The organism is Promicromonospora sp. MS192, from assembly GCF_049532985.1.
Lineage (GTDB): Bacteria > Actinomycetota > Actinomycetes > Actinomycetales > Cellulomonadaceae > Promicromonospora.
In genome coordinates, this window is sequence record NZ_CP186693.1 from 4005538 (window position 1) to 4019757 (window position 14220).

12 protein-coding genes are annotated in these 14220 nt (G+C 75.4%); 4 read left to right on the forward strand and 8 right to left on the reverse strand.

What is annotated here, in order from left to right:
- Positions 1-68: 68 nt before the first annotated feature.
- Together ACO229_RS17985 and ACO229_RS17990 are read right to left on the reverse strand one after the other, a co-directional pair.
- On the reverse strand, positions 69-794 hold the full coding sequence (locus ACO229_RS17985) for a hypothetical protein (RefSeq protein ID WP_423462361.1): 726 nt from the start codon (positions 792-794) through the stop codon (positions 69-71).
- Between the two features lie 52 nt (positions 795-846).
- The gene (locus tag ACO229_RS17990) at positions 847-1821 is read right to left on the reverse strand and encodes a glycosyltransferase family 2 protein (RefSeq protein ID WP_423462362.1); all 975 of its coding nucleotides are present in this window, start codon (positions 1819-1821) and stop codon (positions 847-849) included.
- A gap of 90 nt (positions 1822-1911) precedes the next feature.
- Between ACO229_RS17990 and ACO229_RS17995 the strand changes: the two genes are divergently transcribed.
- Genes ACO229_RS17995 through ACO229_RS18005 form a run of 3 tightly spaced genes read left to right on the forward strand, consistent with a single transcriptional unit; the run spans position 1912 to position 5497 of the window.
- Positions 1912-3129 carry a glycosyltransferase family 4 protein gene (locus tag ACO229_RS17995; protein WP_423462363.1) on the forward strand — a complete coding sequence of 406 codons (1218 nt, stop codon included), beginning with the start codon at positions 1912-1914 and terminating at the stop codon, positions 3127-3129.
- The gene (locus ACO229_RS18000; RefSeq protein WP_423462364.1) at positions 3126-4151 is read left to right on the forward strand and encodes a glycosyltransferase; all 1026 of its coding nucleotides are present in this window, start codon (positions 3126-3128) and stop codon (positions 4149-4151) included. Before ACO229_RS17995 ends, ACO229_RS18000 begins: the two co-directional genes overlap by 4 nt.
- Positions 4148-5497, forward strand: coding sequence for a lipopolysaccharide biosynthesis protein (locus ACO229_RS18005; RefSeq protein ID WP_423462365.1), 1350 nt, complete (start codon positions 4148-4150; stop codon positions 5495-5497). Before ACO229_RS18000 ends, ACO229_RS18005 begins: the two co-directional genes overlap by 4 nt.
- Positions 5498-5516: 19 nt before the next feature.
- Here the strand turns inward: ACO229_RS18005 and ACO229_RS18010 are convergent, their stop codons facing one another.
- The 4 genes from ACO229_RS18010 to ACO229_RS18025 form a co-directional block, all read right to left on the reverse strand.
- Positions 5517-6401 carry a glycosyltransferase gene (locus tag ACO229_RS18010; RefSeq protein WP_423462366.1) on the reverse strand — a complete coding sequence of 295 codons (885 nt, stop codon included), beginning with the start codon at positions 6399-6401 and terminating at the stop codon, positions 5517-5519.
- Entirely contained in the window at positions 6398-7129 is a 732-nt protein-coding gene (locus ACO229_RS18015; RefSeq protein ID WP_423462367.1) for a CDP-alcohol phosphatidyltransferase family protein, read from the reverse strand. Before ACO229_RS18015 ends, ACO229_RS18010 begins: the two co-directional genes overlap by 4 nt.
- On the reverse strand, positions 7126-8340 hold the full coding sequence (locus ACO229_RS18020) for a DUF1972 domain-containing protein (RefSeq protein ID WP_423462368.1): 1215 nt from the start codon (positions 8338-8340) through the stop codon (positions 7126-7128). Before ACO229_RS18020 ends, ACO229_RS18015 begins: the two co-directional genes overlap by 4 nt.
- A 100-nt stretch (positions 8341-8440) precedes the next feature.
- A complete protein-coding gene (locus ACO229_RS18025; protein WP_423462369.1) occupies positions 8441-9616 on the reverse strand; it encodes a glycosyltransferase family 4 protein in 1176 nt (391 codons plus the stop codon).
- 321 nt (positions 9617-9937) lie between these two features.
- On the opposite strand from ACO229_RS18025, the gene ACO229_RS18030 reads away from it, so the two are divergent.
- Positions 9938-11515 carry a sugar transferase gene (locus tag ACO229_RS18030; RefSeq protein WP_423462370.1) on the forward strand — a complete coding sequence of 526 codons (1578 nt, stop codon included), beginning with the start codon at positions 9938-9940 and terminating at the stop codon, positions 11513-11515.
- Positions 11516-11653: 138 nt separating this feature from the next.
- On the opposite strand, the gene ACO229_RS18035 is transcribed toward ACO229_RS18030, so the two are convergent.
- Both ACO229_RS18035 and ACO229_RS18040 read right to left on the reverse strand, forming a co-directional pair.
- Positions 11654-12130, reverse strand: a complete 477-nt coding sequence (locus ACO229_RS18035; protein WP_397410427.1) for a GNAT family N-acetyltransferase — start codon at positions 12128-12130, stop codon at positions 11654-11656.
- A gap of 13 nt (positions 12131-12143) precedes the next feature.
- Complete coding sequence (locus tag ACO229_RS18040) at positions 12144-14219, reverse strand: prolyl oligopeptidase family serine peptidase (RefSeq protein ID WP_423462371.1); 2076 nt, start codon at positions 14217-14219, stop codon at positions 12144-12146.
- Between the last annotated feature and the right edge of the window lies 1 nt (position 14220).

The window sequence follows — 14220 nt, forward strand, 5'->3', positions numbered from 1 at the left end:
TCACGCTAATAGCGGACACGGCGGTCAGCCCTCGCAAACCGGGGTGAATGGCGGGTGATCTCGCGATATCAGGCGCCGGTGAAGAGGATGACCGGCGAACCGACGCCCGGGTCGACCTCGAGCTCGACGCGGTCCTGCTGGTCGGCCGGCACCGTGAAGACGAACGCCCCACGGGCCGTCCTCCCGTCGGCGGACTCGGCCTCGAACGCCTTGCCACCGGGCTTGAGCAGCTGGTTCGCGGGCGTGCGGTCCGGACCGTAGTAGGCGTTCACCACGATGGTGCGCAGGTCCAGCGTCTCGCCCGTGTCGTTCGTGACGTCGATCGTGAACCGGAGTGCCGGGCCGCCGACCTCGCCGGGCAGGTTCGCCTCGCCCTCGACCTCCTCGACCTCGGCGACGGCGACGGTGACGCCGGGCTGCGGCGTGGCCGGGGCGTCGAACGGTCGCGGGGCGAGGGTCTCGCGGGTGGCGGGCTCGCCGCTCCCGTCGTCCGTGCCGGCGTCGCTGCCGGGCTCGGCGTCGCCACCGGGCTCGGCGTCGCCCTCGTCCGTGCCCTCGTCCGTGCCCTCGTCGCCTGCTCCGCCCTCGTCGCCCGCCCCGCCCTCGTCGGCTCCGTCGTCCTGCGCGCCGCCCGCGGGCGATGCGGTCGCCGACGGCGACGCCGTCGTCCCCGCCGCCTCGGGACCGTCGCCGCCCCGGAGCGCGAGCACCGCGACGAGGGCGGCCACCACCACGAGGACCAGCGCGAGGCCGAGCACGAGCCGACGCCGGGTGAGGGGGAACGTTGCGGGCATGTCCGGGAGCGTAATCCCGCCCGCGGCCGGTGACGCCGCCGGGCGCCGGAGTTCACCCCTGCCGGGCGTACGGCAGCAGCACCCGCCCGGCGACGGCGAGCAGCTCGCCCCGCGACCGCGCGAGCGCGCGGCGCCCCCGGGCGTCGCCCGCGACGTCGGACCGGACGGCCGCGAGCAGCGTCTGCGCCGACCCGACGGCGCAGCGGGCCAGCCCGGCGGCCAGGGTCCGGGCGCGTACCCGGGCGCGGGCGAGCGCGCCGGGCGCGAGCAGGAGGGCCACGCGGGCCGAGGAGTTCGCCAGCCCCGCCGTCCGGGCCAGGAGGTACTCGCGGGTCAGCCGGTCGGCGGGCACGACGTCGGCCACGACGGCCTCGGTGCACCAGACGATGCGGCCGCCCGCGGCGGTGAGCGCCCTGGTGAAGTGGGTGTCCTCGCCGCCGGACAGGCCGAGGGCGGGGTCGAACGCGAGGCCGGCGCGGCGGACGGCCCGCAGGTCGAGCAGCAGGTTGTTGGTGGCGGCCGTGCGCACGACGGTGCCGGTGGCGAGGCCGGCGCGGTGCGCCCGGTCGTAGAAGCCGCCCGCGCGGACCCACGGGTCCGGCTCGGCCTCGAAGGTGGAGGTGACCGGTCCCGTGACGGCCTGCGCGCCGGTCTCCCGGTAGGTGGTCCAGAGCGCGGCGAGCCAGCCCTCGCCGGGCACCTCGTCGTCGTCCACGAACACGAGCAGGTCGTGGTCGGCGCCGGCGCGCAGCGCGCGGTTGCGGGCGGCGGCGATGCCGGGCTCCGGCTCGACCACGGTCGTGACGGGCCAGCCCTGCCCGGCGGGCCGGACGTCGTCCACGGCACGGGCGCCCGTACCCGCCGGGTCGTTGTCGACGACGAGCACGCTCGCCGCGACGTCGGGGCCGCCCCGCCGCTCGAGGTCAGCCGCCTGCGCGACGAGCGCGGGGACGAGGGCCGCGATGCGGTCGGGGCGCCGGTAGGTCAGCACGGCGACCATCAGCCGTTCCCGCTCGCCTGTGCCCACGACAATCACCCTTCCGACCGCCCCATGACGGCGGATCCGGCAGTTACCGTAGCGTGGCCAGCCCTCAGATCCCCCGGAGAGACGAGACCCGTGCAGCAGGTTCACCCGCGCGTCCTGGTCAGCGCCTACGCGTGCGGTCCGGGCGACGAGCCGGAGGCCGCCGCGGGGTGGGCGTTCGCCCGGGCCGCCGCGCGCACCCACCGGGTCCACGTCGTCACGCGGCGCCGGTTCGAGCCCGCCGTCACCGCGGCGCTGGCGGCCGAGCCGGAGCTCGCAGGGACCCTGACGGTCGAGTACCTGGACCTGTCGGACCGGGTCCTCGCCCTCAAGCGGCGGGGCTGGGACGTGTACTGGTACTACGTGCTGTGGCAGCGCGCGCTCGCGCGGCGGGCCGCCGCCCTGCACGCGGCCGAGCCCTTCGACCTGGGCCACCACGTAACGTTCGCGAACGACTGGCTGCCGTGCGGCCTGGCCCGCGTGCCCGGCCTGCCCGTGGTCTGGGGCCCCGTCGGCGGGGCGAGCACCGTCCCGCTGCGCCTGGTGCGCCGGCTCGGCGTCCGCGGCACGGCGACGGAGCTGCTGCGCGGTCTGCTCACCGCGCCGCTGCGCGCCCTGTGGGGCGACGCAGCGGCCCGCCGGGCGGCCGTCGTCGTGGCGCAGAACGCTGACGTGGCGCACCGGTTCCGGCGGGCGCGCCACGTGGTCGTCGAGGCGAACGCCGCGCTCGACGACGACCTTCCGGCGCGCGCCCGGCCCGCCGGCACGGGCCACACGGGCACGAGCGCCGGGCCGAGGCGTGCCGTGTTCGTCGGCCGGCTCCTGGCCTGGAAGGGCGGGCGGCTGGCCGTCGAGGCCCTGGCCCGGACGACGGGCTGGGAGCTGCACGTCTACGGCACGGGCTACGAGCGCGCGGCGCTCGGCCGCCTGGCGCGGCGGCGCGGCGTGCAGGACAGGGTCGTCTTCCACGGGCACCGGCCTCGCACCGAGGTGCTGGAGGCGATCGCGGACAGCGACGCGATGCTCTTCCCGTCGATGCACGACCAGGCGGGCTGGGTCGCCGCCGAGGCGAGCGCGCTCGGGCGCCCGGTGGTCTGCCTGCCGCTCGGCGGGGTGCCCCTGCTGGCCGGGCCCAACGCCCGCACGGCCGACCTCGCCGGCGACGTCGTGGGCAGCCTCGCGGCCCGGCTCGAGGAGGTCGCCGAGCGCCCGGGCACGCCGTCGGACCGCTGGTCCCGAGCGCGGTTGCCCGGCGTGGTCGAGGACCTGTACCGCACGGCCCTCGGTGCGACGACGGAGGTACCCGCATGACCACCGTCCGTGTCCTCACCTCGCACCGTGAGCCGCGCGCGACGACCAACCCGTACATCACGATGCTCACGGCGGCCCTGCGCCGCACGCCGGACGTCGAGGTGGTCACCTTCACAGGCCGGGCCGCGCTGCTCGGCCGGTACGACGTGGTGCACCTGCACTGGCCCGAGACCGTCACGGGCCTCGGCGGCCGCCGCCTGACCGGCCGCGTCGCGCGCTGGCTGCTCGCCGCGCTGCTGCTGCTCCGGCTGACGGTCACGCGCACGCCCGTGGTCCGCACCGTGCACAACGTGGGTCTGCCCGCCGACGCGGGCCCGGCCCAGCGGCTCCTCCTGCGCTGGTTCGACCGGCTGACGACCCACCGCATCGTGCTCAACGACCGCACCGAGTGCCCCGGACCGGTGACGACCATCCCGCACGGCCACTACCGCGACTGGTACACCGGCCCGTGGGCCGCGACCGTGCCGGGCCGGTTCCAGTACGTCGGCCTGGTGCGCCGGTACAAGGGCGTCGAGGGCCTGGTCGAGGCGTTCCGTGCCACCACGGCCCCGGACGTGTCCCTCGAGGTCGCGGGCGCCGCGTCGACCCCCGAGCTCGCCGCCACGGTCACGGGCCTGGCGGCCGGCGACCCGCGCATCACCCTGCGCCTCACCTTCCTCTCCGACGACGAGCTGGTCGCCGCCGTGACCGCCGCCGAGCTCGTGGTGCTCCCCTACCGGTTCATGCACAACTCCGGGACGGTGCTCGCCGCGCTCTCGCTCGACCGGCCCGTGCTCGTGCCGGACACCTCGGTCAACGCCGACCTCGCGGCCGAGGTCGGCCCCGGCTGGATCCACACCTTCACGGGCGAGCTGACGGCCGAGGACCTGACGCGGGCACTCACCGCGGCACGCGTCCCGCGCGCGCCGTCGCCGGACCTGGGCGCACGCGAGTGGGACGACGCCGGCCAGGCCCACCTCGACGTGTACCGCACGGCGCTGTCTCGTTCCCGGTCCGCCGGCCGGGCCGAGGTCCCCGCATGACCGACACCCGCACCACGACGAGCCGCGGGGCCCCCTGGCGCGCGGTCGGCAGCAGCGCCGTGGTGCAGGTGGTGGTCACCGGGCTGTCGGGCCTGCTCGGCATGGTGACCGCCCGGCTCGTCATCGAGCAGGCGGGGGTGGCGCAGTACGCGCAGTACGGCTTGCTGTCGACGTTGCCGTCGCTCGTCCCGTTCGCGGATCTCGGCATGGCCGCCGTGGTGGTCAACGCGGTGGCCGGCTCGGCGCACGCGAACGACGACCCCGCCGTCCGCAGGACGCTCACCAGCGCCTTCCGGATCCTCGTGGGCTCGGGCCTGACGATCGTCGCCGTCGGGGTGCTGCTGGGCGCGCTCGGGTGGTGGCCCGTCCTGCTCGGCCCCGGTCTGCTCGAGGGTGGTGCGCTGACCGCCACCGTGTGCGTGGTCGTGCTCGGTATCGCGCTGCCGTGCGGCGTCGGCGCACGCATCCTCGTCGGCCTGGGCCGCAACCCGCTGCAGACCGCGCTCACCGGGCTCACCGCCCCGCTCGTCATGGCGGGCGTTCTCGTGGTCCTGGCCCTGGGCGACTCCTCGTTCCTCGCGCTGGCCACCTACGTGGCCTCGGCGGTGGTCGGCGTCGTCCTGCTCGTGACGGCCGCCCGGCTGCTCCGGCCCCAGGTGGGCGCGGCCCTGCGCGACGTGCCCCGCGTCCGTGCGGTGCCCGGCGTGCGGGTGTTCCACCTCGCGTGGCCCATGCTCGTGCAGATGGTCTCCCTGCCGGTCGCGATGCAGACCGGGCGCATCCTGCTCAGCCACCAGGGCACCGGCCTCGACCTCGCGCGGTACAACCTCGCCGCCCAGCTCTTCGGCGTCGTCCTGGCTGCCGTCGCCACGGCCGGGCTGGCGCTGTGGCCGCACTTCGCGCGCGCCCGGAGCGAGTCCGTCAAGGCGTCGCCGTTCCGCGCGTCGCTGGTCTTCACCGGCGCGGGGATCGCGCTGGCCCTGGTGCTCACCGCGCTGCTGCCCGTGGTCGTCCCCCTGGTCACGGACGGCGCGTTCGGTCTGGGGCTGCCGCTCGTCGCGGCGTTCGTCGTGTTCACCGTGGTGCAGGCGGCCAAGTACCCCGTCGGCATGTACATGACCGACGCGGCGGGCCTGCGCGCCCAGGTGCTGCCCATCGTGCTCATGGTGCCGCTCAACCTGGGGCTGACCTGGTGGCTCATCCCGCACCTCGGCGCCGCCGGGCCGGTGTGGGCGACGGCGGCCTCCGTGCTCGTCTGCCAGGTGGTGCCGAACACGCTGTGGGTGCGGCGCAGGCTGCGCCGGCCCGCGCCGGCGGCCGGCGCCGGGGCGACCCCGGCGGAGTGACCGCGCGCCGCACCGCGCCTCAGCGTCCCAGCGCCTCCACCACGCCGCGCGCCACCCCGCGCCACGGCGCGACCCCCTCGACGAACTGCCTGCGCCCGCCCCGCAGCGCCACCGCACGCGCGGCGCTCAGCAGCGTCCGGCGCCACCGCCGCACGGCGGCCGGCCCGAGGTTCTTGCGTGCGAACAGCATCCGGTTGCGGATGTCGTAGCGGTAGTACGTCTCGCTCTTGGCCCGTCCGCGCGACTCCTGCGTGCCGCCCTCGTCATGCACCACGTGCGCGTCCTCGACCACGTCGAGCCGCGCGCCGATCTGCTGCGCGCGCCACGAGAGATCGACGTCCTCCCAGTACAGGAAGTAGTCCTCGTCGAACCCGCCGAGCGCCGTCCACAGGTCCGCGCCGAGCGCGAGGCAGGCGCCGCTGAGCCAGGGCACGTCGTCGGAGCTCCTGCGGCGGCCGCTCATGGTGCCGTCGCGCAGGCTGAGGTAGGTCAGCCCGCGCGAGTACACGCGGCCGTCGGGACGCAGGACCCGCGGCGCGACGAGCACGGGACCCGGCGCGCGGGCGGCGTCCGCGAGCGCCGCGAGGCCGTCGGGGTCGGTCCACGCGTCGGGATTGAGGAGGACGAGCACCCGGGCGCCCTTCGCGAGCGCGTGGGCGGCGCCGAGGTTGGACCCGCCGCCGAACCCCGTGTTGACGTCCGGGGCGAGCAGGTCCCACCCGTGCTCGGCCGCGAGCCGGGTCACGGCTGCGCGCTCGGCAGTGCCGCTGAAGCTGTCGACCACGACCACGCGCACGCCGCTGTCGCCGACGGTCCGGGGCAGGTTCGCCGCGAGCAGACCCGACGACCCGTAGCTGACGACGACCAGTGCGACATCGGCGAGCGGGCCGGCGAGCCGGCTCACAGCGTGCGCACCTCGCGGAACCACTTGGTGAGCGCGAGCGCGAGGAACGCGGTCGTGGCCGCCGTGATCGCCGTGTACACGCCGAAGAACACCGTGGGCGCGCCCAGCAGCAGGAACGTCCAGCACAGCACGCCGTAGTCGGTGGGCAGCACGAGCACGGACCGCAGCCAGGGGGCACGGCCACCGGTGGGTGCGACGGACTGCACGCCGTGGGCGCGACGGAGCTGCTCGGTGAGGATCATCGCGAAGAACAGCACGCTGCTGGTCACCGCGGACACGACGGGCACGAGCAGCCAGGCGGGCGGGACGACGTCGTGCAGGGCGAACCCGACGCCGAGCGCGAGCGGCAGGGTGACGACCTTGACGGCGTCGACCACGTGGTCGAGCCACTCCCCGGCGGGGCTGCCCGTGCCGGTGAGGCGGGCCACCTGCCCGTCGGCCGAGTCCCAGGCGTAGCCGAGCACGAGCAGAGCCGCGACGGCGGCGCCCTGGCCCCAGGACGGCGGCAGCGCGACGAGCAGCGCGATGCCGCTGAACGTGAACAGCGCGCTCACGCCGGTGACGGCGTTCGGTGTCAGGCCCGCCCGGTACGCGGCGGCGGCGAGGTAGCGGCCGATGCGCCGGTTGACGAACCGCGAGTAGGCGGGCGCGCCCCGGGCAGCACCCTTCTGGGCCGTGCCGAGGCGGGCGAGCACGGCGCCGTAGGACTCCCGGACCTCGGTGCTCATCGGGCCCACTGCTCCGCACCCAGGCGGCGTGCGAACCGCTTCGGCCCCGGCGTGCTCCCGGCCGCGAGGTCACGGGCGAGCCGCTCGTAGCCGTCGGCGACGTCGTCCCAGTCGTAGGCCCGGGCGCGCTCGGCGAGGGCCTTGCCCCGCAGCTCGCAGCCCTCGGGGTCCTGCTCGGCCTCGTGCACGCGCGCACCGACGTCGGGGGCCGTGCGGAAGTACCGCCCGTGGGTGCCGAGCACCTCGCGGTTGAAGCCGACGTCGTAGGCGATCGTCGCCGTCCCGCCGCCGATGGCACGCAGCAGCGACGGGTTGGTGCCGCCCACGGAGTGGCCGTGCAGGTAGGTGAGCGCGCCGGCGTAGAGCTGGTCGAGCAGTTCCTGGTCCCAGACGCCGCCGAGCAGGCGCACGCGCGGGTCGCCCGCGGCGAGCGACTCGATGCGGCGCGTGTGCTCGTGCGCGTACGGCGCCGAGCCGACGACGACGAGCGGGAGCGCCCCGTCGCTGCCGACGTATCCCTCGACGATCACGTCGACGTGGTTCTCGGGCTCGAACCGCGCGACCACGAGGTGGTACCCGCCGGGTTCGAGGTCGAGCTCGGCGAGGCGGTCGTGCCCGGCGGCGGTCAGCACCGGCGCCCCGTACGCGATGAGCCGGCTCTCGGCGGCGTACTCGTCGCGGTAGTAGTCGGCGATGCCCTGCGCGTCGGCGATCAGCGCGTCCGAGAGCCGGACGGCGGCCGTCTCGGCGGCGCGGTAGTACCGCTGACCGACCGGGCCCCACTTGGCACGCCGCCACTCGAGGCCGTCGACGTGCGTGGCCACGGGGATCCGGGCCGCGCGGACGACGGGCAGCAGGGGCGCGTTGGCGGCGTTGAACACGAATGCGACGTCGGTACGGTGCCGCACCAGGTGGGCCACCGAGAGCGCGGTGTGGCTGAGCGTCTCCAGCGAGCGGCGACGCATCGCCGGGAGCGTCACGAGCTCCATGCCGCGGTAGGCCGTGGACGGAGTCACGGGAGGAGTCGCTGGAGGAGTCGCAGCAGCCTCGGAGCCCTGCGCGCGGGGCGCAGCGCGGCAGTAGACGCGCACGGCGTGCCCGCGGTCCGCCAGGCGAGCCCCGATCTCCTCGACCGCGGTCTCGAACCCGCCGTACCGGGCGGGGACGCCGCGGGTTCCGACCATGGCGACGCGCAGGGATTCCGGAGGCATGGCAGGGAGCGTAGGTCGCGCCGACGGCCACGGGACACCCGATCCGTGGGTGAAGATGGCATTTAACCCGCTCGCCACTTTCACCCGGTTATGGGTTAATTCAGGCCGAAGCGGAGTCCTTTAGCCCGCTCCCCGGTCCGCCCGCCGCCACGCCCGCGCTCCCGAGCAGGACCTCGCGCAGGTCCGCGCGGTAGCGCGCGGCGCCGAACCGCTCCTCGGCGTCCCGCCGGCCCGCCTCCGCGAGCGCCGCCGCCCGGTCGGGCGCGTCGAGCAGCGCCCCGACCGCTGCGGCGAGCGCGTCGGCGTCGCCGGGCGGCACGAGGAGGCCGGTCTCGCCGTCGCGCACGATCTCCGCGAGGCCCTGGGTGCGGCTCACCACCACGGCGCGCCGCGCGAGGAGGGCCTGGACCGCCACGTTGCCGAACGGCTCGACCCGCGAGGGCACGACGACGACGTCGGCACGGGCGAACCAGTCCCACGGCTCGACGTACCCGGGCAGCTCGACGGCGCCGGCCAGGTCGGGCTCGGCGGCCCGCTGCCGCAGCTGCTCCTCGTACCACTCGTAGCCGCTGAACACCGATCCGCACAGCGCCAGCCGCACGTCGCGCCCCGCCCGCCGCAGGCGCGCGACCGCTTCGAGCGCGACGTCGTTCCCCTTGCGCGGCGACAGGCGCCCGACGAGCACCACGTGCGCAGGGCCCTGCGGCGGCCGCGGGGCCTCGGGCGGCACGTCCGGCCCGGGCACCCCGTTGTAGACCACCCGGGTGCGCCGCCCGAGTGCCGGGAGGTCGCCCACCACCACGCCGCGCGCCGAATGGGAGTTGACCACGACGCACCGCGCGAGCAGCAGCGGAGCTGCCAGACCCCAGCGCAGCACCCGGGGCACGTCGGCCTCCGCCTCGTGCACGTGGCACACCGGGGCGACACCGGCGAGCCGCGCCGCGACGAGCCACGCGGGGATCGTGAGGGTGTTGACCAGCACGGCGGCGGGCCGCAGCCGCCGGATCAGCCGCACCATCGGCCCGAGCGCGCGCACGGTGCGCCCGGCGAGCCCGACGAGCCCGCGCGGCGAGAGCTGGGCCTTGCGCAGCACGGGGGTGTCGAGAACCTCGACCCGCGCGCCGACGGCGGCGAGGCGTGCCGCGAGCGGACCGTGGTCCGGGAGCGCGACGACGACGGTCGCGCCGGCCTCGGCGCACGCCGCCGCCGTCTCGACGAGCTGGAGGTCGGAGCCGTAGAGCTCGGCCGAGGCATGGGCGAGGAGGACGGTGGTCATGGCGCACGACTCTGCCAGGACCGTGCCCACCCAGTGAGACCCCGGACAGGGTGAACCGGGCTTCACCCGCGCTTTCACCTGGGTGAAATGAACCCTATTAAGCCGAAATGGCCCGCCCGAGAGGTGAATTTTGAGGTCGAGCGGGTGACTTCTGCTGGTTCAGCCCACGTTGTCTGAACCGAAGCCGTACTTTGGGTGAGCCACGGGTGTCCATCGCCCCCGTGGGCAGTGCGACACCAACCCCCCGTGCGACGACGCCACCCAGAGCGTCTGATCGCGTGTGCCCGGAAACGCAGGAGCAGGAACCCGGAGGGATCGAGCGTGACCACACACTCGGTTGGCGGCGAGCAGCCGCTCCGCTTCGCCGCGTCGGCAGGACTCGGCGTACGCGCCGCGAGCTCGGCCCTGCACGAGCCCCGCGCCCTGGCCCCGGACGCGAACGGCCGGCCGCTGCACGCCGTCCCCACGCCGCGGGCGCGCACGGGCTGGCAGGCGGGGTACCAGGCGCGCATCCGGCTGACCGACGTCGCCGTCGTGTGCGCGACGCTCGCCACCGCCCTCGGGCTCCAGCTCGTGGTCGACGGCGGGGCCCTGCGCGCGCCCGCCGACCTCACCGTGCACACGGCGGCCGCCGCGCTGCTCGCCGTCGCCTGGCTCGCCGCCCTGGCGACCAACCGGGCCTACGACGTGCGGTTCTTCGGCCGCGGCATGTCCGAGTACCAGCGCGTGCTCGACGCGACGTGGAAGGCGTTCAGCCTCGTCGTCCTGCTCGCGTGGGTCACGGCGTACTCCGACGCACGCGGAGCCCTGCTCGTCGCGTTCCCCCTCGGCATGGTCGGCCTCGTCGCGGCCCGGTACGCGTGGCGGCAGCACCTGCTGCGCCAGCGTCGCCGCGGCGACGGCGGCCTGACCATCCTGCTCGCGATCGGCGACCGCCCCCAGGCCGGGCGCCTGATCCGCCTGCTCAACGGCACACCCGAGCAGGAGTTCCTCGTGGCGGGCGTGTGCGTGCCGTCCGGCGGCGTGCGCCCCGGCGAGCACGTCAGCGGCGTGCCCGTGCTCGGCGACCTCAGCGACGTCGGTCGCGTGGCCCACCGGCTCGGGGCCGACGCCGTCGCGGTGAGCAGCTCGCACGAGATCACGGCGGAGGACGTGCGCCGGCTCGGCTGGGAGCTCGAGCGCTACGGCGTCGACCTCATGCTGACGGCCGAGCTGGCCGACGTAGCCGTCCCCCGCATCACCGTCTCCCCCGCACCCGGCATGTCGCTGCTGCACGTGGACACGCCCCGGTTCGGCGGCCCCAAGTTCTCCGTGAAGCAGGTCATGGACTGGTCGCTGGCCGCCGTCATCACGGCCCTCGCCTCCCCGGTGCTCCTCGCCATCGCCGTCGTCGTCGCGGCGACCAGCCGCGGTCCGGTGTTCTACGTGGCGCACCGCGTGGGCCGGAACGGCCAGCTCTTCCCGATGGTCAAGTTCCGCACCATGCACGTGGGCGCGGACTCCGACGTCGTCGCCCTCGCCGCCAGCAACGAGGGCGCGGGCCCGCTGTTCAAGATGCGGTCCGACCCGCGCGTCACGCCGGTCGGCCGGTTCCTGCGCCGCTACTCCCTCGACGAGCTGCCGCAGCTGTTCAACGTGCTCGGCGGGCACATGAGCCTGGTCGGCCCACGGCCGCCCCTGCCGCACGAGGTCGCCGCCTACGAGGAGCGCATGCGCCGCCGGCTCCTGGTCAAGCCGGGCATGACCGGGCTCTGGCAGGTCACCGGCCGCTCCGACCTCTCGTGGGAGGAGGCCGTGCGCCTCGACGTGTACTACGCCGAGAACTGGACGCCGTTCCTCGACCTCCTGATCCTGGCGCAGACGGCACGCGCGGTGGTCTCGGGCCGCGGGGCCTACTGAGCCTGCCCCGCGCCGCCGCTCCGGGCCGAGGCACCTCCTGAGATGCCGTGGCAGCCGAGACCGGTCAAGTGCCTCGAGATCGGTCCATCAATCGACCGATCTCGAGGCAACCGACCGATCTCGCGAGGACCTGCGGCCTCACATCGCCCGGCGGAGACGCATCGGGGTGTGCGGGATGCCGTCCTCCAGGAACTCGTCACCGTCCGGCTCGAAGCCGTGCTTGCCGTACCAGCCCGTCAGCGGCGACTGGGCGTCCAGCACCACGTCACGCCGGTCGCCCGAGTCCTCGACGTACTTCAGCGCCGCGCGCATGACCTCGTCGGACAGGCCGCGGCCGCGTGCCCCCTTGACCAGCGCGACACGCCCGATGCGCCACACGTCGCCGTCGTCGAGCACACGGGCGGTGCCGAGCACGCGCGTGCCGCCGTCGGACACCGAGTCAGGAGCCGCCTCGCCGAGCATCACCACCTGGCGGGTGGCGGGCTCGAGGTCACGCCCGTCGAGGTCCTCGTACGGGCAGTCCTGCTCGACGACGAACACGTCCTGGCGCAGCTTCCAGACCCCGTAGGCGATGGCGACGTCGAGCTGGGCGAGGGGGGTGGTGATGATCTGCACGGTGTCGATGCTCTCATCCGACCGGCAGGTGCCGCTGCCACCAGTCCAGGATCACCTCGAAACGCTGCTTGCGGTGCCGCGGCCGGCCCGAGCGGGACAGCTCGTGGTTCTCGCCGGGGAACACCACCAGCTCCGTGTCCACGCCGTTCCGCTTGAGCGCGGAGTAGTAGCGCTCCGCCTGGGACAGCGGGCAGCGCAGGTCGAGCTCGGAGTGCAGCACGAGCGTGGGCGTCCGCACCTGGCCGACGACGGCCTGCGGCGACTGCGCCGCCACCTGCTCGGGGGTCTCTCCCACGTACTCCAGGCCGAAGAACGAGCCGATGTCGCTCGTGCCGAAGAACGTCTCCGGGTCGAGGAACCCGCGCTCCACGACCGCGCCCGCGAAGCGGTGGTCGTGCGCGATGGTCCAGGCGGTGAGGTACCCGCCGTACGAGCCGCCGAGCACGCCGACGCGGGAGCCGTCCAGGCGCCCGTCGGCGGCGACGGCGCCGTCCAGGAAGTCGAGCACGTCGTGCAGGTCCACGGTGCCCATCGCCTGCCGGATCGCGCGCCCGTGCGCCTGCCCGTAGCCCGCCGACCCGCGCGGGTTGCAGTAGACGACGGCGTACCCCGCGTCGACCAGCACCTGCGTCTCGTCGAACAGGGCGGTGGTGTAGGACGCGTAGGGGCCGCCGTGGATCATGAGCAGCGTCGGGTGCTGGCCGGTGCCCTCGGGCACGGCCACCCAGCCGTGCACGGGGTAGCCGTCGCGCCCGGTGACGACGAGCTCCTTCGGGGTGACGACGCCGGCGGCGCGCAGCGGTGCGGAGAAGTCGGTGACGCGCCGCAGACCGCCCTCCCCGGTCGCGGACGCCGACGCCGTGGCACCCGCCTCGACGACACCCACCTCGCCGTAGGTGCCCGGGTCCGCGTAGGACACCGCCAGCGTCCCGCCACCGACCCCGAACCCCGACACGACGACGTCTCCGCTGGTCAGCTGGGTTGTGACCCCGTCATCGGCGACGTGGACCACGTGCTGGGTGCCGCGGGTCTCCAGGGCGAGCAGCACCCCGCCGTCGTCCAGCGGGAGCGGCTCACCGCCCACGGTCTGCGTCTCCGGGTCGGTGAGCCGGCGCGGCTGCTGGTCGGCCCAGGCCGACAGCACGTACAGCGCGGCGTTGCGGGCCACGAAGTCCTTGCCCTCGGGTCCGAGGTCCTGGGCCACGACGTACAGCTCGCCGCCCGCCCCGAACGCGATGGCCTGCGGGCCGAGCGTGCCGAGGTCGACGTCGGACCCGCCGCCGCCCGACCCCGTCAGCGGCAGCACGCGGACGGTCCCGGTGCCGACCTGGCCCGGGCCCTGCTCGCGTGCGGCGACGACGCCGAGCGCGGCCCCGTCGGGCGTGAAGGCGAGCGCGCTGTGGTCGACGTCGTGGGTGGTCACCCGGCGCGGTTCGGGGACGGCCGGTCGCGGCTCGGCCGGGCCCTGCGGCGTCGCGACGGGCTGGACCACGGGCTCGGCGGCGACGTCGGGCACGTCCACGACGTACGCGTGCTGCGGGCGGTCGCGGTGGTAACCGAGGCCGTTGCGCGTCCAGCTCCAGCTCGTGATGCGGCGCGGCTCCTCGGCGGCGGGGGCGATGCCCTCGACCGAGCCGTACCGGCCCGGCTCGGGCTCCCGGCTCAGGAAGGCGAGGCGGGTGCCGTCGGGCGACCAGCGGAAGTCGGTCACGCCGAGCTGGCGCTCGGTGATCTGGACCGCCTCGCCGCCGCCGACCGGGAGCACCCAGAGCTGCGGCGCGGCCTGCGGTTCGGCGCGCAGGAAGGCGACCAGGGCGCCGTCGGGCGAGAAGCGCGGCTCGGTGTCACGGAAGCCGCGGGTGAGGCGGCGGGGCGCGGGGGTGCGGCCGGTCGGGGCCGCGAGCGCCGGGTCTCCCGAGGGTGTGGCGGCCGGCATCGTGGCGGCCGCGAGCGGTACCCGCCAGAGCTGGCCCACGGTGGCGTCGGCGTCGAGGTCGGGCCGGGTCACGGACACGACGGCCCACGTGCCGTCCGGGTGGACGGCGGGGCGGGAGACGGTGCGGACGAGGGGAAGATCGGCTGCCTGCATG